Source organism: Sporosarcina ureae (assembly GCF_029267015.1).
In the GTDB taxonomy this organism is placed as follows: Bacteria; Bacillota; Bacilli; order Bacillales_A; family Planococcaceae; genus Sporosarcina; species Sporosarcina ureae_D.
In genome coordinates, this window is record NZ_JARIEA010000014.1 from 1 (window position 1) to 22,983 (window position 22,983).

Genomic DNA, 22,983 nt, shown 5'->3' on the forward strand with positions numbered 1-22,983 from the left:
AAAGGGAAAATGGCTTTGCGTGTCTATCCTGCTTGGGATCAGCCGACAAGCAAGCAAGCGATGAACACACAGAAGTGGCAGTTGCCTTATTTTGTAGATATGCGTATTGCGGAACCTTTGCAAAGTAAACAGGTGTTGGCGTTGTATGGTTTTGTGTAATCTGAATTACGCGACTTATGTAAGTATTTTACTTGATTTGCAGTACAAGTAGGTTGTTCTAGTGTGTGTAAATCATCTAGTTGAGTGGTTCAAAAGCTGAAATAGTAATAAAGTTAATACCGAATTAAAACATCAAGTGGCATTGGAATTAACCATGCCATTTTGTCGTATGAACAGAGTATAGGATTTATTATGCTATACTAATGATAATTTAAGTTGAGCTTTATTTTTTAACAAATTGACTATTAGTTGCTTTGTGTAGAGCTATTCAACAATCCAGGTGGAGTTAGGATATTAAATAGTGTCAATAGGGAAATGGATATCAAAGATTTAATAATTATGTGATTTGAAAATCATTCCGATTTTTATCAGCTTTTTACGTACGAACTATTGGTTAAGGTAATAGAGGATTGTCTTAACTAATAGGAATGCTACAATTTGATGTATGAATATGTATGGTGATAAAAAGGAAATAACTAACGAAGGAGGAAAAGATATGTCTAAATCTTTAATGGAATTCAAAAGGTTTATAAAAGATACTGAAGCCCAACTTACTGAGTACGAAAAGAAAATAATAGAAATCATTTTGAATAATTTCTCAATGATTTCGACAGTTGGAAGTCCGGGAGGAAAACGTGGGAAACTTCTAGCAGATTTGATAACTAGGTATGATGATTCGAAGAAAGTAGACTTTGTTTTTAATGACTCAAGAATTCAAGCAGAAGAAGGACAGTTTATTCGACTCTCAAAGCTAATCGTTAAGAACTTTCGTGGTTTTACTAATGAAATCGTGTTGGAATTTAAAAACCCCTATACATTCGTATATGGACCGAATGGAACTGGGAAATCAAGTCTCTGTGAATCATTAGAGTATTCTCTCCTTGGTACAATACATGAGGCAGAAGCAAAACGTATAGATATAGGAAGCTATATCAAGAATGTAAATACAGGGAAAGCCGATCAACCGATTCTTAAAGGTATTGATATCAACGGTAAAGAGTTTTCAGTCAAGGCTGATCCAAATAATAATCAATTTTGTTTTATTGAGAGAAATAGAATAGAAGGGTTTTCTCGCGTTTCTGCAAATACGCCTCAAGCCCAGCAACTAAGATTAGCAGCCTTATTTGGTTTAGAAGAATTTAATAACTTTGTTATAAACTTTAATGAGAAACTTGATAATTATCTGGATTGTGTTGGAGAAAAAGCTGAACAACTTGCAATAAAAAGGAAAGAAGTGATGGTACATACAGAGCACTTAGAAAGTATCCCTGGAGAAAAAGATATAATTGATTGCCGAATATCATTATTGCTGTCGAATCATTCAGGATTTGAGAACATAGATGAATTAAAAAGAAAGATTTTAGGTGATGAAGATAGTAAAGGTACTATTCAAAAAAACAATATTGAAATTGCAAAACTAGAAGTTCTTAAAAAAATCACAGATCCGGGAATACATGAATTTCTTGAAGATGCAAAACGCTTAAATTCATTAGTGCTAAAACAGATCAAAGCACAAGAAACACTAATGACTTATAAAGATGAATTATCGTTAAAAGATATGTATGTAGCTATTCTACAAAACAAAGAAAAGTATAAGGATTATTGTCCTGCATGCGAATCTGAATTGTACATTGAAGGAAATCTTGTTGTTCCAAAGAACCCTTTTTCCCATGCCGAGGTTAAAATTAAAGAATTTGAAGCTGCGATAAAATTAGAAAACGAGTTATTGGAGCTTGATAGTGAAATTAATAAGGATTGGCCGCTTCTGGGGAATACACTTTTTCAAATCCTGAAGATGGCTGAGTCCATTAACTTTTCTAATGAAGCCCTCATTGGAACACTATATCGAAAAGTCCTAGAAGATAAAGAAAATGAACAAAGATTAAATGATCTAACAACTATTAACGTTTGCTACGATGATGTATGGCTGGATTTAATAGAACAACACAGCAAATATAACCGAGAAGTTGAGGTTGCTGAAGAACGAATCAATGTAATAAAAACTGAAAATAGTGAGCTTGAAGGGATCTTAGAGGAAATAGCTGCTATTACAGCAACTAAAAAATCTCTAGATGATCGTGAGCGAGTAGGGAAAAAAGCCATTTTGAAATTTGACCAGGTAAATAAGGAGCTTATTGAACAGGCGGAACAAGAGAAGTCCAAAATTGAACGTAATAAGAAGTATAATGAAGCATACATTTCTTTTAAGTTACGTTTAGAAAAATATAATAGACAGCTTCCCACTACTTTAGCGGCTAATCTAAATACTAAATCTCTGGAGTTCTACAATTCAATTAATAGGAATGATCAACCTTTTGATCAGCTCGTAGGGTTAAAACTTCCAGAAAATTCTGGTGATAAAATAATGATTCGCTTTAGGGATGGACAAGATTTAGATGCATTACATATCCTTAGTGAGGGACACATTCGATGTTTAGGACTTGCTATACTTTTGGCTAAAAATGTACAAGATAATCTTCCCATCATAATATTTGATGACGTCGTAAATGCAATTGATGACGAGCATCGGCGGGGGATTGTAGAAACAATATTAGAACATCAGGATATTAAAATTAAGCAGCTAATTATCACGACTCATGGTGAAGAGTTTATGAAGCAATTAGAAAATAGCATTTCCCCTAAAGAATACTCAAAGAAAGTTACGCGCATTGATTTTATTGAATCTTATGATCAAAAGAAGATTACTATAAAATTGGATCTACCCAGAAATTATTTAATGGTAGCAAGGCGAAGATTAGAAGAAGGTCAGGTACGTGATAGCCTAGCAAACATGAGAAGAGGGTTTGAAAATCTTATAAATACTCTTTGGATTCGAATCGCAAAAAAGTATAATGTGCAATTGTCTGTCTCAATGCGTTCACCAGGAAGGCCTCCTGAGTTGATGAGTACTGTTCATGCTTTAAGAGGTTATATTTCAAAAAATGAGATTGAAATTTATTCTGCTCTAATACCACTGTTTGATGAAATGTTGGGGAAACAGCAAAAGTATCCAGTAGAGTGGAGTTATTTAAATAAAGGTACTCATGATGAAGAAAGAAAAGAGGATTTTGACAAGTCAGTTGTAAAAGCGATTTTAGAAATATTAGAGGAAGCAAGCGATATTATAATAAAAAATTAAAATACCTCATACAGTCCATGACTGTATGAGGTATTTTTATGAATTGAAACAATTGCAGAGTCTTATAGGCTTATTTTGTTTTCTGAACTTTACGTTTCACTGGTAAGCTTTGTATGAGGTTTTTTGAATTATTAATAAAAAACGTGATTATCTCTTTTTTAAATTATTTACTTAGCATTCCAAAGTCATAAACCTTTTTCTCTATTTTCAGTTCTAAATTAGTGAATTTATTTCTAAATTCATCTAAACCGTCTATATCATATTTATCGACAATTTTATAAATTTGATAAAAACCAGCATCCCATTGTTCAACATTCCATTCGGGATGTTCTTGATTTGCTATAAAACGATATTTAAATGATTCCTTTAATAGATATACTGCTTGATCATAAACTTCTCTGGCTTGTTCGCTGAAATCAGTGTTTTGAATTTTATTATAAACGAATCGTTCTTCCTTTATAAAACGTAATTGTTCTTCTGTGCTATTTGCTAAATTTTGTTGTGATAATACCAAAATATCCTTGTAGCTCATAAAAAACCATTCATTTTCAATATCGTATAAGTCATCGTGATACCTAACATTAGATAATGACGATTGATAGCTGGCATTGATGTTAAACAGTGAGTAAATTAAACAGTCATTAACAAACTCACTCCATACATCTATATCTATGTCTTCGAGATTAGGGCTCTTAAAGTTATCCATATCATTTAACCAAGAATGCTGTACTGATTTCCTTGCAGCGAATGTGACTATTACACGTTCGAAATTTTCTGGAGTGATGGAAACTCCATTAGCCATATATGCAGATCCACTTAGTATAAAGACATCTCTCTGAGATTTATAAATATTATTTGCTACAGAAACAAAGTAACCTATTGAATTAGAAAGTAATCTCCCACGAAATCCTTTATTTTCATTAACATTAAAGACAGAACTAAATTGAGGGTATGGCATTTCTTTATAATCTCTTCGTCCTTGATTTGGTTCCCTTAACCATTTGGATAAAAATTCATCATTAGAGACTAGTTGGATTGACTTGTTTTCTTTATGAACAATACCACTTTCGGTAGATTCCTCAACGGTGAACTCAAATAGTTCATTATAGTCTTTTTCAACTTTATCTCGTTGCTTATAAACACTGAAAGTTACTGCCCAAATATTTCTAACATCGGAAAACTCTCCTGCATTGAACAACATACCTTTTTTATACTCGAACTGGGAATGCAATTTCTGATTAAAACCTTCCCAGTAACTTCCACCGGCTAAAAATTGTGTTTTACTGAAGAAGGCTATATATACATTGGATAAATTAAAGTCGTCCTTTAATTTTAAAATACGATAAAAGAACTGAGCGTATAGTTGTTGCGAGGCAGCTCCCATTTTGTCATTCAACATGATTTTATTTATTTCTGTTTGTGCTATATTTTCTTTAGATGTTCCACTTGCCCCTGCATCATTCGCTGTAGCGTAGGGGGGGTTAGCAAAAAAGATAATAGGTTTATCATTTTTTAAGTCTTCAAATAATTGCTTAGACATCTTAACTTTATTCGGATCGGTATCAGGATTAATTTCAACATCATCATTCAAAAAATCGTACTGAAAGCTGATTGAGCCTTTGTTGTAGTTACTACCAATGTCTAGCTCTTCTTGATGTAGTGTTGAACTATATAGATTACTGAATTGATAGTCCCTAGTTAGGTTCTTAGCTCCTGCTGCAGGATCCCATACAGTAAAGTCCTGTCGCCAATTATCTCCAATAATCTCAGAAATTATTTCATTTGCTCGGTTTGACCAAATAGTGGGTGTCCAGAAGTCACCTGAAAAACGTCTAGTTGTTTCTTCAATGAGTCTATCTGCTATAGCTCTTAATCTGTCCTGCTCTGCAATTGTGTATTTACGCTCATATCTAGAAAAGAAAGAACTAAAAGCAACAGTATCCAACTTGACTAATCTTCCGTTAGGTAAGTGTAATGTGTTTTTCATTTTTGGTACAGGGTACAAGTGTTTGTCTCCTAGGATTGATTGGATAAATATAGATACTAAAAGGTGAGGTTCTTTAGCAGGATCTAACCCTATTTTAATTTTACGACTGTCAGAGAAAATCATCCTAATAAATTCATCGAACACAATTCTTATGTTTGCTTCAGCTACTCTAATTTTGAACATTTCTCCATCATTGTTTACTAAACTATCAATAGCTTCGAGCACTTCATTAATGTTAAATTGTGGTGCTGCAATATCGAATACAAATGATGATAAATTAGGATCTTCATTTAACTTTCTTAATAAATCGATGTTATGATTTGGGGCATCACTTGGAGCGATATTCCAGTCATAATCTTCATTTAAATAATGATAAAGAACAGGGGCATAGACAACAAACATTTCTTGTTCGTCCCCACTAAAGATAACGTTCGGTAGTTCTTCTCCATTTTGTTCGAATTTTTTTAGATAGTAGACAACTTGTGCTATGATTCTCGCTCTTGTTGTTATCTGTGTAAGAGTTGTCCCCTTTTTGAATTCCATTAGCATTCGTAATACTAAAACAAATCCCCCTGAACGTAGGTAACCATCACTCCCAAAGGGTCTGTTCATTATAGCTCCTTGAGTACCATCAATGTATTTCTTTTGGAAAATCCTTTTGTAGGCTTGTTCTACATCAGCTTCATCTTTAGCATTTTTTAATGATCTTAAAAACTCTTTGTTATCATTTCCCGTTATTTTATTTGTAGATTTTTTATACATTATATTCCCCACTTAGAGTTTATTTTCCTCTTTTTCCGTTTCTACCAAAAGCTTCTTGCATTATCATATTGCTGATTTCTGGTTTATCCAAAAGCTTTTCTATAAAGTTCCCAGCTAGGTCTGTTTGTTTTGTCTCTTCATAAAGTTTAGCTTGTCCAGCAATTTCAGCTTCCATCTTTTCTAAATTATATCTATGCTCCTTTTCAATCTTTTCTAAATCCTTTTCGTGCCTTGCTTCTAGTTTTCTTAGTTCACCTTTACCTTTCCTAACCGCTGCAATGTAGGACGAGAATGAAGTTAAGATAGCTACAATAACTGGAATCCATATATCCAAGTGATACACCTCATTTCTAATGCTTTAAATATACCATTTTATTAATCATACAGATTATATACTTAAAGAGGGGAACCTTTATTTATTACGTAGTGATACCATTCATGAAAATAATTCGAAAGTTAATAATAGAATAAAGGTATTCCTTGGTTACCGTTTGTGACGAGACAAGGTGTTCCGTTAATGGCAGATAAAACAGCATAATGTTGTACTGGCTAATGCAATGAATGCTGGGTATCCCTTACGCCGCAATAGCTCTCGATAATTCAACACGGTTATTTTTTCTGTTCATTTGAAAGACTTAATCATTCTCGATAAAGGAGCTTTTAGGTGCTTCTTATATTATAATGTGCTAGATGTTTCTTCTTCGAGTACTTTCACTAATTTATAAAAACTAGTTTTCTTAACTCCAGATTCCCTCATAGCTTCCACAGCTGTTATTTCTCTAGCTTTCCATTTTCTATAAACCTCTTTAAACTCTTCTGAAAGCAGAACTTTAGGTCTTCCAAACTGAACCCCATTTTGCAATGCCAAATCAATACCTTCACGCTGCCGTTTTCGAATGCGTTCTCGTTCCTCTTCAGCCATCCAGGAAAGGATCTGCAAAACCAGATCTGCAATAAACGTCCCCATACTATCTTTGTATTGCGTCGTATCGAGTAACGGCATATCCATCACAATAATATCGGCTTCGATGTTTTTCGTCAGGTCATTCCATTCCTGTAGGATTTCTTCTTTGTTCCGACCAAACCGATCCAGCGAATGGATATACAATATGTCGCCTCTTCGGATGATTTGTTTAAGCAATTGATAGTTTACACGTTCAAAGTTCTTTCCGCTTTGCTTATCCAAATAAATATCGCGTTCATTAATACCCAATTTTTTCATAGCTTCCAATTGCCGACCTTCATTTTGATCTTTACTACTGACGCGTATGTAACCAAATTTACGTTGCTCCATAATCCACCTCGAAAAGAAATTCTTTTCCCTCATTATACCTGAAAAGCGTCCGCAAAAGTATGTGCAAATTAATGAACGTTCGTAAAGTGTTTCGATACATTTGCGGACAATCTTTTCGCTGTTTTTGAATCCTTTTTAAAGCGTTCATAAAAGTGTACTTTTAGGAACGTGAAGGTTCCGAATTTTTTGTGGATTTGAGAACAATGATAAATCTGAACAGCATCGGAATTTACAATTACAAATATTATACTTAGAAGTTGCAAAAAACTTATTTGCTAGAAAGAGCGAATCTATTAAAAGAACATTACGAAAAAGAATCTGCATTATACGCTTATAGTGCGTATAATTCTAAAACTAAACTATACTTAACCCGAGAGAGATTTGGTAATTAAATTTAACCTAAAGCAATCTAGTGCAAAGATAGTTGAATACTTGAATACCGATATACTAAAGAAGTGCTTAGTTTCTCATTAAACTAAGCACTTCTTTATGTAAAAATAACATATCTAAGTTGTTGTGTTGACGTTTTTCTAATTTTAACACAATTTCATATATTTATGTCTTGATCACTAGTCTAAACGCAGATTATATTAAGTAAAATATAGTTTTTGAAAAATCAAGTCACCATTTCGTATGTTCAAGTGTGTTAGTAGTGAAGGGAGTTGAGGGATGTTGCGACAAAAGTGGTCGGATGAACGAGATGCAAATCGAATGGTTGATACATATGGCAATATGTTATTTAGTATTTGCCTGGTTATTTTATGTAATGAGAAAGATGCAGAGGATGCCGTACAAGATACTTTTATGACGTATTTAACGAAATCTCCAACTTTTAATGATTCGGAACATGAGAAGGCTTGGTTGATAACGATTGCCACGAATCGCTGTAAGAATATGAGAAGGTACAATATTATTCGTAAGCATTTAGATATCAATGATTTACAACTATATTCCAAGAATAATCAAAACCATGATCTACTCGACTACTTAATGAGATTGCCAACTAAACATAAAGTGGTCTTGTTACTTTATTATGTGGAAGGTTATAAAGTCGATGAAATAGCAAAAATCCTTGTCATTACTACGTCAGCCGTGAAAAAGCGATTACAACGGGGAAGAGAGCTTCTTCGAGAAAGATATCGAAAGGAGAATGAATATGGATTTTGAGAAGATTAAAGATGCCGTTACTTCTATTGAAATGTCAAAAGCAATGGAAGATCGTATAAAAGAGAATATGGGAAAGAAAAAACCGAGTTCAGGGAATTATATAAAGTGGATTTCGGTAGCATGTGCATTTGGAATCCTTCTATCTATACTAATCAGCACTTCATTTTTTAATGAAAATGGTAATTTTACGATTACTGCTTATGCATCTACCAATGATGGAAATCAACGTAACACAAAACTCTCATCAGAAAAAGCTACTTTTAAATTATCAACTGAAGATAGAACAGACGGTAGTTTAATTAGTATAAGTGGTGGTGGAGCTAATTTGATATTTACAGATGTCAGACTAGAAATAACTGGAGAACAGATTGAATCCATCACGTATGCGTTAAGCGAAGGCACTTTTGTGGAGGATGTTACATTTACATCTAAAGAGTATGTAGACACAAATTGGTTAGAATCGGAAAAGATAAACTTTATTACTACTGAGCCGGGTTCTGGGCAATTCCAAGGGATAAAGGAAATCGGAAATACGTATACAGTTCAGTATAATGAGCAGGACAAATATGAATATACACTTGCCATTCCTCATGATGGTAAAAATATACTAACTGATGACAAAATAATCGAAGTAGTTGTTAACTATACAGACGGAAACTCTGATCAACAAGATATTGCGGTAACTCAAGAATCAGACTCTATTTCATTAAAACTCCATTAAATTAATGGAATCTTTTAAGACGTGTAGTAGCAGTGCTAAACTGGTTTTTTTATGACTGTTGAATAATCTGCTGAAAAGCTCTCAGAGGATTGATGAATGAAAGAACTAAGACACCGAATTCTTAGGCGAATTCGGTGTCTTTTTGATTTTGGTCACTAAATTGATTACTAGTAATGGCGACATATTTTATGTGTTTCAATACCCAATCGTCGAATCTGTTTCCCAATCATGCCGTGTGGCTTGTCTGTGCTGTTTCTGCAACTGGCGTATACGTTCTTCGTATTGAATAGTTGCTTCATAATGATAGGTTAACGCAATTGACATGTATAGTTCATTCAGCTGTGAAACTGAAAGACCTTTCGCTTGCTTCGCTATTTCCTCGACTTGGTCAGTTGAGAGAATTTTTTTGCGGTCCAGTTTTTCGATATATTGCTTACGCACTGATTCTGTCGGAGACTTGATTTCATACGTGCTGTCAAAACGGCCTGCGCGGTTGATGAGAGCGGGGTCGATACGTTCGGGATAATTGGTCGTCCCGATGATGAACAAGCCGTCACGGACATGTACGCCGTCGAGGATGTTCAAAAATGTGCTTCTCATATGTTCCGGCATCGAGTCGATGTCTTCAATCACGAGAATGGCAGGCGCTAAACGTTCGACGGTATTAAATACTTCCTGAACTGAATGGCTGCCGGTGTATTCTGTAATTTGCCAGTAGACGACAGGTGCGTCGGTTGTTCCCGTAATTGAGCGAACGAGCGTTGTTTTACCGTTACCAGGCGAGCCATATAATAATATTCCGCGCTTATAAGGTAGACCGTATTCTTTAAAAAATGCGCCTCCATCTCGGAAGAATTCATCGATCGAACGGAATAGATCGTTTTTTAAATCTTCATCCAGTAAGACGTCGCTACGTTCGATTTGTGTGCCTGCCGCATATGTCTTTTTCTCCATACCTTCTTCGGTGTCCACCAAATACGTAATATTCGACTTCATCGCGTTCCGCTGTAATTGATTGAGTGACTCGATGAATTCTTTTACATGAGTGGCGGATGGGGCGAATACGGTATGTTCCGACCAGGTGGAGCCAGTTGCCACGTAATAGCTGATGTTGGCGATGGCGATTTCATGTTCGGGAAAGTAGATCAACTGATTGTCGATCGTGTCAGCACTCTGCAACGAAAATGCATTGGCGTCAGGGTCTTGCTGGATTTTTTGAGTCGGAAGCGTCGGGTATATGTGACTGAGTGACTCGAATGGCAATTGCTTGCGTTGAATCAGTTCTGGTAACATCGTTTCAGTGTATGAAGCGAATTCATCGACTTGGATGATTTGCCAGTCTGCAGGTGAACGCTGTTGAAGTGTGTCGAGTATAGCTTCAATGACGACACCATAATATTGGTAGTGTGTCAGTTTTTCGTATTGTGTGGGGTGAAGAGGAACTAAAAAATCTGGTTTCATTACGTAACACTCTCCTTATAAATAAGTAGATCCCCCTTAAAAAAGGAGGATCCATGATGATTATTTTGTTTTAATTTTACCTGACCATTGCTTGAAACCGCCGCGAAGTTGATAGATTTCCGTGCATCCTTTTTTCTTCAGGAATAATGCAGCACGGCCAGTACGGCTTGTGTTTTGATCGTAAAGATAAACCGGCTTATCGGGACGAATTTCTTTATAGCGCTGTGAAAACTGTGTGAATGGGATATTACGAGCGCCTAAAATATGTCCTGCGTCAAAATCTTTCGGTTCGCGCACATCGATTAATTGTGCTTTACGATACCCTTGAATAAATTCTTCTTGTGTTAAAGTAGTCAATGCTTTTCCGACCCGTATGTATGTGATGACAAAATACAAGATGACCGCGAGCACAGCTGCCCCTAAAACATAGTAATTTAAATAACTCAACAAACTTCCTCCTTCATCAATATCTCTATTATAAAGATTATCTAGCATCAGTTCAATCCTAATGATAAAATGAAAGGCGTTATTGTTTTTTTCATTGACGAATTCCTATACTATAAGTGAAGTATGAATACGAAGGAGAATGAATATGACAAAATCCATATGGCATTACGTGGACTCTGGAAAATGCAGTCCATCCTTCAATATGGCACTGGATGAAGCGCTTCTTGACTTGCATAGTCGCGGAGAAATCGGTCCGGTTCTGCGTTTTTACGAATGGGAACCTGCCACATTATCGATTGGCTATTTCCAGCAGATAAAAAAAGATATCGATATGGAAAAAGTAAAAGAATTAGGACTCGGTTTCGTCCGCAGACCTACAGGGGGCCGTGGTGTCCTGCATGAACATGAACTTACATACAGTGTTATTGTCAGCGAAGAATATGAAGGTATGCCCGAAACCGTAACGGAAGCGTATCGTGTCATATCAGGCGGATTGCTCGAAGGGTTCCGCAACTTGGGACTTCAGGCAGAGTTTTCGATTCCTGACAAAGAGGTAACAGAACAGCTACGCAGTCCTAAAAGTGGTGTGTGTTTTGATGCGCCGAGCTGGTATGAGTTGGTCGTCGAAGGAAAGAAAGTGGCGGGCAGCGCACAAACACGTCAAAAAGGTGTCATTTTACAACACGGGGCTATTTTGATGAGTTTAGATGTCGATAAATTGACATCGATCTTCACCTATTCATCTCCTGCACTGAAAGAACGTGTCCGTAGAACGTTACCAGATCGTGCGATTGCGATTGATCGTTTGACCGATCGTGACATTTCAGTGAATGAATGCAAAGAAGCCTTTTCGAAAGGGTTTGAAAAGTCCCTTGATATTTCATTGGAACCACTGGAATTAACCGCTGAACACCTTGCATTGGTTCACAAGATTGAGAAGGAAAAGTATGCGAATGATGACTGGAATTACAAAAAATAAAATTGGTGCTTTGGTTTTATTTTTTTGGGCAAAATGGTATGACATCAACGATTTTAGAATTCTGATGAAAACTGTCGATTGATATACTATTCAATATGTAGTAGATTATTTAATAAGACAAACACTATATGTAGTGTTTGATGCTGTAGAAGGAGGATGTTATATGGTTACGATGTCGAAACAAGGCGAACCATCTTTGAACAAACAACAACTGAATGAGGACATTGCAACGTTTCCTCAAGTGCACCCGATTACAGATGATATGAAGTTGACTCACAGTGGGGTATCACGTCTGGTGATGATCGATCGATATTCATTTAAGGATATGGAAAAGAAGACACTGAAAGAAGGCGATTTCGTCGTTCTGACAGTGAGGGAAGATCCGAAGTTTCCGGCGCGAGGGTTAGGTTATATTACGAAGCTCGACCTAGAGAACAACATAGCGGATATTTGGATTGAGGAAGAGTATCGTTCATCCATCGAAGATATGGACGCTCAATCTAAAGGAATTATTACGCGTCCGCTTGATGTGCTTGAAAAACCTCTTGAAGTGTTCTACGAGCAGATCGCGAAACGTAATGCGACAGGTCTTGCTTCCGTTGAGAAATCGGAAGATCGACGTACAGAGTCGTATAACAAGTTTTATGATCAGTTGAGCGCATTGAACTTCATCCCGGCGGGTCGTGTGCTGTATGGGGCAGGGTCAGATACGGACGTTACGTTCTTCAACTGTTACGTTATGCCGTTTGTTCCTGATTCACGCGAAGGGATTTCTGATCACCGCAAGCAAGTGATGGAGATCATGAGTCGTGGTGGCGGTGTAGGAACGAATGGTTCGACATTGCGTCCACGCAACACATTGGCGCGCGGTGTCAACGGTAAATCATCTGGTTCGGTTTCATGGCTTGATGATATTGCGAAGCTGACTCATTTGGTTGAGCAGGGCGGATCAAGACGTGGAGCACAAATGATCATGTTATCCAACTGGCACCCGGACATTTATGAATTTATCATTTCCAAGATGCAAAATCCGCGAATTTTGCGTTATTTGATCGAAAACACAGAAGATGAAATGATTAAGAAGCTGGCACATGAAAAATTGAATTTCAAACCATTGACAGCACAAGAAGAAGCGATGTATCAAGGTGTTGCAAATTATAAAGAAATCCCCGGTCAAGGTGGATTTAACGCAGCGATCATTCGTGACGCGGAGTTGAAACTCCAAGATGGCGGAACGTATACTGTTCATAATCCAGAATTCCTGACAGGTGCGAACATTTCTGTCACATTAACGGATGATTTCATGAAAGCTGTAGAAGAGAACGCGGAGTATGACTTGCGCTTCCCAGCAGTCGAAAATTATTCACCTGAACAAATGAAACATTATAACGAACAATGGCATGAAGTCGGTGATGTTCGCGAATGGGAACGTCAAGGACATGAAGTGCGTGTCTATCGTACGATCAAAGCCCGTGCATTATGGGATTTAATTAATATCTGTGCTACGTATTCAGCAGAACCTGGCATTTTCTTTATTGATAATGCTAATAATGAAACGAATGCGAAAGCGTACGGACAGCAAGTTGTAGCAACGAATCCGTGTGGTGGACTTCGCCTCACGTTAAAAATTGCGGGATGAAGCGGGAAAGCTGAGAAATAGTATAATTAAATAAATATTAAATTGACGAGGGGCTTATGAAAAAAATATGTAAAGCGTGTGGTATTACTAAATCTGTTAATGAGTTCGAAAAACGAAAAGATAGCAGAGATGGATACAGGCAACAATGTAAAGTATGTAAAAAAAGCCATTCGACTTATTCTAAAGCAAAGTGGGCGGAAGACGATCATATTTCATTTTGGAGAGTTAGATCGTACAGTCTTAACAATGCAAAGGGAAGAAGAACTGGAATTGCCGCGGAAGTAATTATTAACTCTGAGCCGATTTCAGGAGTGGAATTAAAGTTACTCTATGATACTGATCCATGTTGTCATTATTGCAAAATACCACTAAAACGTGAAAACATTGTGTTTGATCATATGCAACCACTATCTAGAGAAGGAAGACATGAAATTAATAATATCGCCATTTCTTGTAGCGATTGTAATAATTTAAAAGGAATTAGAGATATGAAAGAATTCCATGAGTTTCTTCTAGATTATGTAAGTCGATTTTCAAATTAATTATACTTGCCAATCCGAACCGAAGGCTGGAAGTAAAATTCTAGTCAGGGGCAACGCATACCTGGTGATCCTGATTGATAATAATCAGACTATAATCCAGGCACGAGACCGCAACACTGTATGAAAGAAACAGTGAAAATGTATGCTGAACTTACAGGAAGACAACTGTAAGAACTAGAGGATAAAAAGCCTTTAGGATAACAACTGGAACAACCACTTGCACCATATTCTGTCTGTAACTTAGCTGCTGTGAACCTAGCTGAAATGACAGACAAAGAAACTAAAACAGTGAACTTTAAGAAATTAATAGAAACAGTTAAAACAGGTGTACGTATGCAGGATAACGTCATCGACGCGACACCGTATTTCCTTGAAGACAATAAAGTACAAGCCCTTGGCGAACGCCGTGTGGGACTTGGGGTCATGGGACTTGCCGATCTTCACATCTATTGTGAAAAAACATATGGCTCCCCTGAAGGAAATCAATTAGTGGAAGAAGTATTTGAAACAATTGCAACCACTGCTTATCGTGAATCCATCGAATTAGCGAAAGAAAAGGGAAGTTTCCCATTCTTAATCGGTAAAACAGATGAAGAAACGAAAGCATTGCGTCACGCGTTTATCAATTCGGGCTTCATGAAACGCATGCCTGAAGATATCCGTGAAGCGATTCTTGAACATGGTATTAGGAATTCCCATTTACTTACAGTTGCACCTACGGGATCTACAGGAACCATGGTAGGCGTTAGTACAGGCCTTGAACCATATTTTTCCTTTACCTACTACCGCAGTGGCCGTCTAGGGAAGTTCATCGAAGTAAAAGCAGAAATCGTGGAAGAGTATTTGCAAGCTAATCCAGATGCAGATCCAAACAACTTGCCTGATTGGTTTATTTCTTCAATGGAACTAGCACCAGAAGCACATGCGGATGTACAATGTATCATTCAACGCTGGATTGACAGCTCTATCTCTAAAACTGTTAACGCGCCGCGCGGTTACACAGTGAAGCAGGTCGAGAGTGTCTATGAGAGACTGTATAAAGGCGGAGCGAAAGGCGGTACAGTATACGTCGATGGTAGCCGTGATTCACAAGTACTCACTCTAAAAGCGGAAGATAATATCCCCGACACAGGAGAAGAAGTCGAAGTGGCGGAACAGCCAAAAGTTGTGCTCGTCAATACGATTCAGGCACTGCGTTCTACAAATGTTACGATCGGTTCAGAAGTGGGCGATACATGCCCGGTTTGCCGACAAGGCACAGTAGAAGAAATTGGCGGATGTAATACATGTACGAATTGCCAAGCGCAATTAAAGTGTGGATTATAATAAAATGATAGTGAAAAACCCGAATGCGCTTATGCATTCGGGTTTTTATGTAGTGTAAGTACATGTAGATACCAAAGAAAGCCCCAAATGCATAACGCATTCGGGGCTCGTTTTCTCTTATGAAAGAAGAGGTTTCGGCTCATTTGCTTCTTCTACTTTTACTGCAACTTCAGGATTCAGCACTCCGACTCCATGCTCTTCGACTTCCAGTAACTTTTCGAATGAAGCAATGGCAACTTCGACTTGCTTGTCGTCTGGCTCTTTTGTTGTCAGTAATTGCAACCAAAGTCCAGGATAGCCTAGATAACGAAGCACCGGCACGTTACGCACCGCATTCGTCAACTGCAATACTTCAAATGACACACCAAGCACTACAGGAATCAATAAAATCCGGTTCAGAACACGTAACCAAAGCGGATCAGTCGGAACTAGGAAGTAGATGAACATTCCGACAATCACTGTAAACAAAATGAAACTACTACCGCATCGGTAATGTAAACGAGATTGCGATTGAACGTTTTCTACTGTCATTTCCATATTGCTTTCGTAGTTATTGATGACTTTGTGTTCCGCTCCGTGATACTGGAAAACACGTTTGATAAGCGGTGTCAGTGAAATCAATCCAATATAGGTCAGCAACAAGAATAGTTTGAAGAAACTTTCAATCATGATTTGCGCCGTTTTGCCAGGTGCTACAGATTGGAATAACTCTGCTAAGAAAACCGGCACGAGAGTAAAGACGAATTTACCAAATATAAATGATAAAACGCCAACTGCTGCTACTCCGAGAATCATCACAAGTTTCGACGTCTCTTCTTCTTTCGCATGATCCTCTTCTTCGCCAGGCATCACGTCGAAGCGATCACTCGCGAACGTCAAATGCTTGGAACCATTTCCAGCGGATTCAATCAATGCTACAATTCCACGGATTAAAGGAATTTTCTTTAATTTAGTACGAACAGGATGTGATTCTCTCGGTACATGGTAGTACTCGATCGTATCATCTTTACGGCGAATTGCAGTGACCGTATCCTTCTTTCCACCGAACATTACACCTTCTATAAGTGCTTGACCTCCGTATGCTGGAGGAGTTTTCTGTTGGCTCATAACATACCCACACTTTCTGTCGTAAGAAACGATATTCTTATTGTACTAAAAAAACTGAAGTTGCACCATTGAGATGTTTAAAAATGTGTAAATAACCCGACACTGGAAGGGGAGGTATTGTCATGAAAATTACATCAACACATGTTTGGACAGCTGTCATGGCGGCTGTACTAGCTATCATCTCGTTAAAATTCCTTAAAGTATTTAAATTTATAAAATGGTCGCCGATCGGCTGGACTAAGAAATTTCATATGTTTGCAACCTATCCTAGTTGGCTTAAATGGATCATATTGTGGGCAATCTGCTTTTTGCTATTTTTCATTTTATACTATCTCGCACGTCTAACGTTCAAGATTCCGCCCTCGGTGTCTTCATTAATCGTCACAGTCATTGCGATTATTTTCATTGAATGGATAATTCACGTAAAAGCGGATTTGACGATGACGCAGTACATTAAAAAAATATCGATTCCGTTTGCTTGTCTGTTTGCGATGATCTTCCGTTTCGTGATAGGAACGTCTGTCTACATGAAAAAAACATTTGGTTAGAACGGTATTAGTTTGTCCCGCTACCTCATTGTGCTAAAATAGGAAAGAAAAATGAGTGGGAGGGGATTAAGTGGAGCTGTTACTCTTAAATGGTCCAAACCTGAACCGGCTGGGCAAGAGAGAACCGGATATTTACGGTGCGGAAACATTAGCGGATATAGAGAGCCGAATCGAGCGTCTAGCGAATGAGTCAGATGTTACGCTTTCATGTTTCCAATCCAATATTGAAGGTGAGTTAATCAATCGAATTCATGATGCAGGCGATCAAGAAATTGATGGCATCATCTTTAATCCGGGCGCGTTTACACATTATAGCATTGCGCTGCGTGACGCGATCGCATCGATTTCTGTTCCGGTAATTGAAGTCCATATCTCGAATATACATACTCGTGAAGAGTTTCGGCACACCTCTGTCATTGCGCCTGTCGCAGCAGGACAGCTTTGCGGCTTTGGAACAGCGGGCTATGATCTCGCTTTCCAAGCGTTCTTGTTACAACGAGAGGAGAGAAAATATTGAAAATAGAGCAATTAAGAAAGCTATTGGAAGAACAGCAACTCGATGCATTATTAATCACGAACTCATACAACCTTCGTTATATGACGGGTTTCACGGGATCAGCGGGAACTGCCATCATTTCAAAAGATGACGCAGTCTTCATTACAGATTTCCGTTATATGGCGCAGGCTAATGACCAACTAACGGGTTATCGTATCGTCCAACACACGGAAACGATGATTCAAGAAGTTGCGAATCAAGTGAAAGAAATGAAAATCGATACACTAGGCTTCGAGAAAGAAGATCTTAGTTATAGCCAGTTTGAGATGTATGACAAGCAAGTTGACGCAAAACTAGTGCCTGTCGCTGGTTTAGTAGAGAAGTTGCGTTTGATTAAAAACCCTGAAGAAATAGAAGTGCTTAAGCAAGCGGCAGCGATTGCGGATGCAGCATTTGTCTATATTTGTTCAGTCATCCAAGCGGGTAAAACAGAGCTTGAAATCGCTAATGAACTAGAATTCTTCATGCGCAAACAAGGCGCGACGTCTTCTTCATTCGACATAATTGTCGCTTCAGGCGAAAGAGGGGCTTTACCACATGGGGTTGCTTCTGATAAAGTGATTGAGACTGGTGATTTAGTTACAATGGATTACGGTGCCCTCTATAATGGGTATATCTCTGACATCACAAGAACAGTTGCGATCGGCGAACCTTCTGCTAAACTTCGTGAAATTTACGAGGTAACGTTACATGCCCAAGAATTGGGTGTGGAACTGATCAAACCTGGTATGACAGGTATCGAAGCCGATGCAATTACACGCGATTATATTAAGTCCAAAGGCTATGGCGAAGCATTCGGTCATTCAACTGGTCATGGTATCGGAATGGAAGTCCACGAAGCTCCATCGTTATCATTCCGCTCTAACACAGTGCTTGTACCGAATATGGCTGTAACCGTGGAACCGGGAATTTATCTTCCTGGAATTGGCGGCGTGCGGATCGAAGATGATATACTGATCACAGAAACAGGTAACGAACGTTTGACAAAGTCTACTAAAGAACTGCTTATATTATAATCGGTTAAAAATGGAGGAATACGAATGATTTCAGTAAACGAGTTTCGTACAGGATTAACAATTGAAGTGGATGGAGACATTTGGCGTGTAATGGATTTCCAACACGTAAAACCAGGTAAAGGTGCAGCGTTCGTTCGTTCGAAGTTGCGTAATCTTCGCTCAGGTAACGTCAATGAAAAGACATTCCGTGCGGGAGAGAAAGTAGCAAAAGCACAAATTGACAACCGTCGTATGCAGTATTTGTATGCGGATGGCGAGATGCACGTATTCATGGATAATGAGTCATACGAGCAAATCGAACTTTCCGAAAAGCAATTGGAGTATGAGCTGAAGTTCTTGAAAGAGAATATGGAAGTTCACGTAATTACGTACAAAGAAGAAGTACTTGGCGTTGAGTTACCAGTGACGGTTACGCTTGAAGTAGCTGAAACAGAGCCAGGTATTAAAGGTGACACAGCTAGTGGTGGTTCGAAGCCAGCGAAAATGGAAACGGGCGTTGTGGTTCAAGTACCATTCTTCGTTAACCAAGGCGATATGTTGATTATCAACACAGAAGAAGCGGAATACGTTTCCCGCGCGTAAATAAATAGGTAAAACGAGGATGTCCCAGGAATGGGGCATCCTTTTTTGCGTGGAATTAAATTCAAATTCTAAAGTGCTTGTGAATAGTGAGTGAATTTGAGAGTACGAGGGGATTGAAGCTCCAGTTGGGGACGCTTTCCGGTGGGCGTGGCTTGAGCCTCCTCGTCCGCTTCGCTTCCTGTGGGGTCTCAAGGCGCACGCTGATCCACCCGGAGTCGCCCCAACTTCCGCTTCAATCCTACGTTTATAATGGATGGATATAGATCACTTATTGGCGCTAGTGTGTGAAGTGGTGATGTCTTTGAACTAAAATTTAGTTCAAGTGCAGATTTAGTTTTAGATATTTACAACCCGAACTACAGTGAATAACAATAAGTGACTCCCAATTACAATTTGGGGATTGGAGCGGCAAGCGGCGACTCCCGATGGATCAGCCCGACAGGTGAGACAACTAAAGGGAGCTTGCGACCTAGTTGGCTCACCGCGGGCCCATGGGAAAGCGTCCGCCTAGAGCGCAAATCCCATCCCCAACACAAATTCCTCCTATCTCTTTCAATCAACAATGACACCTAAACTTTTATACTTTTGCATATCCAACAACCGTGCTTCATAGAGTGGACTATGGAGGAGGCGTAGCGGGATGGAACTGAATGATTTATTGCGCATCGCCGGCGTCGGATTGGTGATTGGGGTATTGCACGTATTCTTCGAGCAAACAGGCAAGAAAGAATTCTCGTTTTTCCTGTTTTTCTTGGCCTATCTGTACATCTCGATCGAGCTATTGATGTTCCTCAGAATATTCTTCACGGAGATCACGGAATTCTTTAGCTGGCTATCCATGGCGATGTAAATGGCAGTTCTCTTTCAATTATTTGTCGTGTATCTCTTGCTGCTTCTACTTTCATTTGCTGCACCTGCCTTGCACCCCATTCTCTACACCGCGCTGTTCTTACTCGTCACGGTGTATGTGGTGTTCACGGTACTAGTGCCCTTTGGTTCGACATTGATCGAGTTAACAGAAAAAATGCCGTCGCCTTATGCCACGCTATTAGTAGTCAGTGCAGGTCTGTATTATGTGGCAGAAGTTCTGTCGCTTCAGATGAAGGATGAGGGGTACGGGGCATTTGCGCAGTTGTTTCAGACCAGCATGAAAGTAGTCATCATGACGTTGTGGCTACCGTATATCACGCAATTGATCGAGACGATTCACGCGTTCATTCCCTGGTGAGCGAATCCTTACAATACTGAATGGACGAGGCATCTATGCTGAATTTTCTGCAGGAAAGTATCGCCGGTATCATCGGACCATTTTTCTTGTTGCTCATCATGTTGCTCCTAGCATCCCTCGTTGATTTCTTTCTTCCGGCGTTTCAAAAATGGACGAGGTTTCTGTTGCTGATTATGATCTTGGTCTTGCTAATTGAACCAGCGAGGGAGAGTTTTACGCAGATCCAAGTGATCACGCATACGATCGCTTCTTTATTCCTCGGGATGTATCCGTTAATTGCTGCAATGATTTTGGCATCGGGCGCGACGTTTGGCGTCTTGAATTTTCAACCCGCCTTGCTGTTGTTTGCGCAAGGAGCTGTCGTTTTTGCGGATAAGTTTCTGTTGCCAATATTGCTGACGGCGTTATTGTTCGATATCTTCACGCGATTGGTACCGGATATTCCGTTCACGAAAATGGCAGATCTACTGCGTACGTCATTGCTTGCAGTCGTTTCTGCGATGGTGGCAGCCTATTCTATCTTCATTACGGCAGGTGGTGCGCTTTCTTGGACGATGAATGGGGCGTTGAATGAACCGCTGAAGGAGTTGATCAAGCAGAATATTCCCGTCATTGGTTCCCTTTTGACGGATACGCTAGGATCGATCGGGCGTTATTCTTCGGGTGCGACGGCGTACATGAGTGTCTGGCTACTTGTATCGATTTGGACGATTGCGCTATTGCCAGCGGTGCGAATTCTTTGTATTGCGTTTTTATTTAGATGGACCGCAGCAATTATCGAACCGTTTTCACAAAAAGAAGTATGTGGGTTACTGGATGATATTGGTCGTACGTTGTTTGTGTTATGTGCCATTTCGTTTTTGCTGACATTCGCTTTCATCTATACGACGATTTTCATTGTAACGTTCATTAAACTCATGACGTTCGGGAAATGAGGCAAGTGTATGGAAGTATTTTTAGTGGGTCTAGCAAACTTGGTAGTGCTTGCGCTGATTATTCAGCTGCTAGCTAGTCAAGAGATGGAAAGAATGATAATTCCTTTGTGTAAAGTAGCGATCGGCATTTGGATTTTGCAATATTTTCTACAGTTCGCAAGTCATAAGTTACTGTGACGCTACATATTATGCAAATGTAGAATTCGTTTTGGTCAAGTCTCGTTGAGATGGTGATGGAACTATGGAAAAGCCCACAGGGAAACCCCGATTGATCATGATCGGTTTGATGGTTATGGTGGTTAGCGTTTTATACATCACCAGTACGGCGAATGTAGGAGGGGAGAAACAGAAAAAAGAAGAGAAACGCTTGCTGTCAACACTTGAAGAAACACTTGAACAAATGGAAGGGCTAGGGAAAGTGACGGTTTATTTTCATTATGATGAAAAGGAAGAAGAGAGCCCGTTAGCTAATTACTTCTCAGTTTCATCTACTTCGAAAAACCAATCGCCACTGCAGGGGTTGCTTGTCGTAGCGGAAGGGGCAGAAGATCCAGCTGTACGAAACGGACTTTCACAACTCTTAGCCAACGTCCTACAATTGCCTGAACATCGTATCGTCATCGTGGAAATGAAGAAAAGGGGGAATCAACATGAAAGCCAATAAACGAACAGTTTGGTTTTTAACATTACTCAGTCTAGTCGCAGTGATTTCAATCTACTACGTGAAGAATGAATCTCCAATGCCATTTGATGGAATTGCAATCTTCACGAAAGAAACAAAGGACGCAACGAAGTTACTCGAAAAGGAAGGCAAGTCGGAGGAAGTAAAGCCGGTATTTGCTGAATCGTATATTTTCCAGGATATGCGCATGGAGGTTCGCAATGAACGCAGCGAAACTGTGCAGCAGTTGACAGAAAAAATGACGTCCTCTGATTTCTCTGCTGAAGAGAAGAATGAAATTTTCAATGAAATTGCGGATTTAAGAAAAATAAGTTCGACAGAAGCATTGATGGAGATGCAAATCGCAGCGCTTGGTTACCCAGAGGTGTTTGTACGCGGAGAGGGTGATCGCGTCAACGTGACAGTGTTATCGAATGAAAGTCACTCACCGAAAATGGCCGATGAAATCACACAGTATGTGATGTCGAGTTGGGATGGCGCACAAACTGTAAAAGTAGATTTCGCGGAAACAAAAGAATAATGATAAAAGGAAGTCCATGCGGCTTCCTTTTTTGTGTCTGCAAAAAATCCCGAACTCATACTATTTTCTATTTTCAGCATATGGGTAAACCGTTTATTCGACAATAGATAACGCATCGACATGTTTTTAGTTTAATAGTCATAAAATTTGGAAACTAAACTGTATTTTTCAAGAATAATAGAATAA

At 38.9% G+C, this 22,983-nt stretch carries 22 protein-coding genes and 2 pseudogenes; 18 read left to right on the plus strand and 6 right to left on the minus strand.

Annotation, left to right across the window (positions count from 1 at the left end):
• The first annotated feature begins 9 nt into the window (after positions 1 to 9).
• Positions 10 to 159: a MepB family protein gene (locus tag Q7P97_RS02190; RefSeq protein WP_303966072.1), complete on the plus strand. Its 150-nt coding sequence runs from the start codon at positions 10 to 12 to the stop codon at positions 157 to 159.
• 496 nt (positions 160 to 655) lie between these two features.
• On the plus strand, positions 656 to 3,298 hold the full coding sequence (locus Q7P97_RS02195; protein WP_303965924.1) for an AAA family ATPase: 2,643 nt from the start codon (positions 656 to 658) through the stop codon (positions 3,296 to 3,298).
• 163 nt (positions 3,299 to 3,461) lie between these two features.
• Here the strand turns inward: Q7P97_RS02195 and Q7P97_RS02200 are convergent, their stop codons facing one another.
• The 3 genes from Q7P97_RS02200 to Q7P97_RS02210 form a co-directional block, all read right to left on the minus strand.
• Positions 3,462 to 6,047 (minus strand): hypothetical protein, encoded by a 2,586-nt coding sequence (locus Q7P97_RS02200; protein WP_303965927.1) that lies wholly within the window; start codon positions 6,045 to 6,047, stop codon positions 3,462 to 3,464.
• Positions 6,048 to 6,066: 19 nt separating this feature from the next.
• Positions 6,067 to 6,381 (minus strand): hypothetical protein, encoded by a 315-nt coding sequence (locus tag Q7P97_RS02205; RefSeq protein WP_303965930.1) that lies wholly within the window; start codon positions 6,379 to 6,381, stop codon positions 6,067 to 6,069.
• Between the two features lie 342 nt (positions 6,382 to 6,723).
• Positions 6,724 to 7,341: a recombinase family protein gene (locus Q7P97_RS02210; protein ID WP_303965932.1), complete on the minus strand. Its 618-nt coding sequence runs from the start codon at positions 7,339 to 7,341 to the stop codon at positions 6,724 to 6,726.
• A gap of 669 nt (positions 7,342 to 8,010) precedes the next feature.
• Here Q7P97_RS02210 and Q7P97_RS02215 point away from each other — a divergent pair.
• Together Q7P97_RS02215 and Q7P97_RS02220 are read left to right on the plus strand one after the other, a co-directional pair.
• Complete coding sequence (locus Q7P97_RS02215; protein WP_303965934.1) at positions 8,011 to 8,508, plus strand: RNA polymerase sigma factor; 498 nt, start codon at positions 8,011 to 8,013, stop codon at positions 8,506 to 8,508.
• Positions 8,498 to 9,229, plus strand: coding sequence for a hypothetical protein (locus Q7P97_RS02220; RefSeq protein ID WP_303965937.1), 732 nt, complete (start codon positions 8,498 to 8,500; stop codon positions 9,227 to 9,229). Before Q7P97_RS02215 ends, Q7P97_RS02220 begins: the two co-directional genes overlap by 11 nt.
• A gap of 195 nt (positions 9,230 to 9,424) precedes the next feature.
• Here Q7P97_RS02220 and Q7P97_RS02225 read toward each other — a convergent pair whose 3' ends face one another.
• Together Q7P97_RS02225 and Q7P97_RS02230 are read right to left on the minus strand one after the other, a co-directional pair.
• Complete coding sequence (locus Q7P97_RS02225) at positions 9,425 to 10,690, minus strand: ATP-binding protein (RefSeq protein WP_303965940.1); 1,266 nt, start codon at positions 10,688 to 10,690, stop codon at positions 9,425 to 9,427.
• Positions 10,691 to 10,750: 60 nt separating this feature from the next.
• Positions 10,751 to 11,101: a rhodanese-like domain-containing protein gene (locus Q7P97_RS02230; protein WP_369823308.1), complete on the minus strand. Its 351-nt coding sequence runs from the start codon at positions 11,099 to 11,101 to the stop codon at positions 10,751 to 10,753.
• A gap of 181 nt (positions 11,102 to 11,282) precedes the next feature.
• On the opposite strand from Q7P97_RS02230, the gene Q7P97_RS02235 reads away from it, so the two are divergent.
• From Q7P97_RS02235 to Q7P97_RS02250, 4 genes and pseudogenes are all read left to right on the plus strand, one after another.
• A complete protein-coding gene (locus tag Q7P97_RS02235; protein WP_303965944.1) occupies positions 11,283 to 12,116 on the plus strand; it encodes a lipoate--protein ligase family protein in 834 nt (277 codons plus the stop codon).
• A gap of 163 nt (positions 12,117 to 12,279) precedes the next feature.
• Positions 12,280 to 13,722, plus strand: a pseudogene (locus Q7P97_RS02240) (vitamin B12-dependent ribonucleotide reductase); the annotation flags it as partial.
• Positions 13,723 to 13,811: 89 nt separating this feature from the next.
• Positions 13,812 to 14,297 (plus strand): HNH endonuclease, encoded by a 486-nt coding sequence (locus tag Q7P97_RS02245; RefSeq protein ID WP_303965947.1) that lies wholly within the window; start codon positions 13,812 to 13,814, stop codon positions 14,295 to 14,297.
• 207 nt (positions 14,298 to 14,504) lie between these two features.
• A pseudogene (locus Q7P97_RS02250) lies at positions 14,505 to 15,623 on the plus strand (ribonucleotide reductase barrel domain-containing protein); the annotation flags it as partial.
• Positions 15,624 to 15,740: 117 nt separating this feature from the next.
• Here the strand turns inward: Q7P97_RS02250 and Q7P97_RS02255 are convergent.
• The gene (locus Q7P97_RS02255) at positions 15,741 to 16,730 is read right to left on the minus strand and encodes a DUF1385 domain-containing protein (RefSeq protein WP_303965950.1); all 990 of its coding nucleotides are present in this window, start codon (positions 16,728 to 16,730) and stop codon (positions 15,741 to 15,743) included.
• 122 nt (positions 16,731 to 16,852) lie between these two features.
• On the opposite strand from Q7P97_RS02255, the gene Q7P97_RS02260 reads away from it, so the two are divergent.
• From Q7P97_RS02260 to Q7P97_RS02305, 10 genes are all read left to right on the plus strand, one after another.
• A complete protein-coding gene (locus Q7P97_RS02260; RefSeq protein WP_303965954.1) occupies positions 16,853 to 17,278 on the plus strand; it encodes a hypothetical protein in 426 nt (141 codons plus the stop codon).
• Between the two features lie 70 nt (positions 17,279 to 17,348).
• Entirely contained in the window at positions 17,349 to 17,795 is a 447-nt protein-coding gene (gene aroQ, locus Q7P97_RS02265) for a type II 3-dehydroquinate dehydratase (protein WP_303965957.1), read from the plus strand.
• Complete coding sequence (locus Q7P97_RS02270; protein WP_303966075.1) at positions 17,789 to 18,850, plus strand: M24 family metallopeptidase; 1,062 nt, start codon at positions 17,789 to 17,791, stop codon at positions 18,848 to 18,850. Before aroQ ends, Q7P97_RS02270 begins: the two co-directional genes overlap by 7 nt.
• 24 nt (positions 18,851 to 18,874) lie before the next feature.
• A complete protein-coding gene (gene efp / locus Q7P97_RS02275; RefSeq protein ID WP_085426098.1) occupies positions 18,875 to 19,432 on the plus strand; it encodes an elongation factor P in 558 nt (185 codons plus the stop codon).
• Between the two features lie 640 nt (positions 19,433 to 20,072).
• On the plus strand, positions 20,073 to 20,282 hold the full coding sequence (locus Q7P97_RS02280; protein WP_029054553.1) for a hypothetical protein: 210 nt from the start codon (positions 20,073 to 20,075) through the stop codon (positions 20,280 to 20,282).
• Entirely contained in the window at positions 20,283 to 20,660 is a 378-nt protein-coding gene (locus Q7P97_RS02285; protein WP_085426100.1) for a stage III sporulation AC/AD family protein, read from the plus strand.
• A gap of 35 nt (positions 20,661 to 20,695) precedes the next feature.
• Positions 20,696 to 21,595: a stage III sporulation protein AE gene (locus Q7P97_RS02290; protein WP_303965996.1), complete on the plus strand. Its 900-nt coding sequence runs from the start codon at positions 20,696 to 20,698 to the stop codon at positions 21,593 to 21,595.
• Positions 21,596 to 21,604: 9 nt separating this feature from the next.
• Positions 21,605 to 21,772 (plus strand): hypothetical protein, encoded by a 168-nt coding sequence (locus tag Q7P97_RS02295; RefSeq protein WP_157129904.1) that lies wholly within the window; start codon positions 21,605 to 21,607, stop codon positions 21,770 to 21,772.
• Between the two features lie 64 nt (positions 21,773 to 21,836).
• A complete protein-coding gene (locus tag Q7P97_RS02300) occupies positions 21,837 to 22,259 on the plus strand; it encodes a SpoIIIAG-related protein (RefSeq protein ID WP_303966001.1) in 423 nt (140 codons plus the stop codon).
• On the plus strand, positions 22,246 to 22,797 hold the full coding sequence (locus Q7P97_RS02305) for a SpoIIIAH-like family protein (RefSeq protein WP_099693653.1): 552 nt from the start codon (positions 22,246 to 22,248) through the stop codon (positions 22,795 to 22,797). The genes Q7P97_RS02300 and Q7P97_RS02305 overlap by 14 nt, the downstream gene beginning before the upstream one ends.
• Positions 22,798 to 22,983 lie beyond the last annotated feature (186 nt).

Excerpts from the sequence above, each read along its gene's own strand:
- Q7P97_RS02295 (WP_157129904.1), top strand. The coding sequence starts at position 21,605 with ATGGAAGTATTTTTAGTGGGTCTAGCAAACTTGGTAGTGCTTGCGCTG.
- Q7P97_RS02285 (WP_085426100.1), top strand. The coding sequence starts at position 20,283 with ATGGCAGTTCTCTTTCAATTATTTGTCGTGTATCTCTTGCTGCTTCTA.
- Q7P97_RS02280 (WP_029054553.1), top strand. The coding sequence starts at position 20,073 with ATGGAACTGAATGATTTATTGCGCATCGCCGGCGTCGGATTGGTGATT.
- Q7P97_RS02290 (WP_303965996.1), top strand. The coding sequence starts at position 20,696 with ATGCTGAATTTTCTGCAGGAAAGTATCGCCGGTATCATCGGACCATTT.
- Q7P97_RS02210 (WP_303965932.1), bottom strand. The coding sequence starts at position 7,341 with ATGGAGCAACGTAAATTTGGTTACATACGCGTCAGTAGTAAAGATCAA.
- Q7P97_RS02190 (WP_303966072.1), top strand. The coding sequence starts at position 10 with ATGGCTTTGCGTGTCTATCCTGCTTGGGATCAGCCGACAAGCAAGCAA.
- Q7P97_RS02215 (WP_303965934.1), top strand. The coding sequence starts at position 8,011 with ATGTTGCGACAAAAGTGGTCGGATGAACGAGATGCAAATCGAATGGTT.
- efp (WP_085426098.1), top strand. The coding sequence starts at position 18,875 with ATGATTTCAGTAAACGAGTTTCGTACAGGATTAACAATTGAAGTGGAT.
- Q7P97_RS02225 (WP_303965940.1), bottom strand. The coding sequence starts at position 10,690 with ATGAAACCAGATTTTTTAGTTCCTCTTCACCCCACACAATACGAAAAA.
- Q7P97_RS02245 (WP_303965947.1), top strand. The coding sequence starts at position 13,812 with ATGAAAAAAATATGTAAAGCGTGTGGTATTACTAAATCTGTTAATGAG.
- Q7P97_RS02300 (WP_303966001.1), top strand. The coding sequence starts at position 21,837 with ATGGAAAAGCCCACAGGGAAACCCCGATTGATCATGATCGGTTTGATG.
- Q7P97_RS02200 (WP_303965927.1), bottom strand. The coding sequence starts at position 6,047 with ATGTATAAAAAATCTACAAATAAAATAACGGGAAATGATAACAAAGAG.
- Q7P97_RS02255 (WP_303965950.1), bottom strand. The coding sequence starts at position 16,730 with ATGAGCCAACAGAAAACTCCTCCAGCATACGGAGGTCAAGCACTTATA.
- Q7P97_RS02260 (WP_303965954.1), top strand. The coding sequence starts at position 16,853 with ATGAAAATTACATCAACACATGTTTGGACAGCTGTCATGGCGGCTGTA.
- Q7P97_RS02235 (WP_303965944.1), top strand. The coding sequence starts at position 11,283 with ATGACAAAATCCATATGGCATTACGTGGACTCTGGAAAATGCAGTCCA.
- Q7P97_RS02305 (WP_099693653.1), top strand. The coding sequence starts at position 22,246 with ATGAAAGCCAATAAACGAACAGTTTGGTTTTTAACATTACTCAGTCTA.
- Q7P97_RS02195 (WP_303965924.1), top strand. The coding sequence starts at position 656 with ATGTCTAAATCTTTAATGGAATTCAAAAGGTTTATAAAAGATACTGAA.
- Q7P97_RS02220 (WP_303965937.1), top strand. The coding sequence starts at position 8,498 with ATGGATTTTGAGAAGATTAAAGATGCCGTTACTTCTATTGAAATGTCA.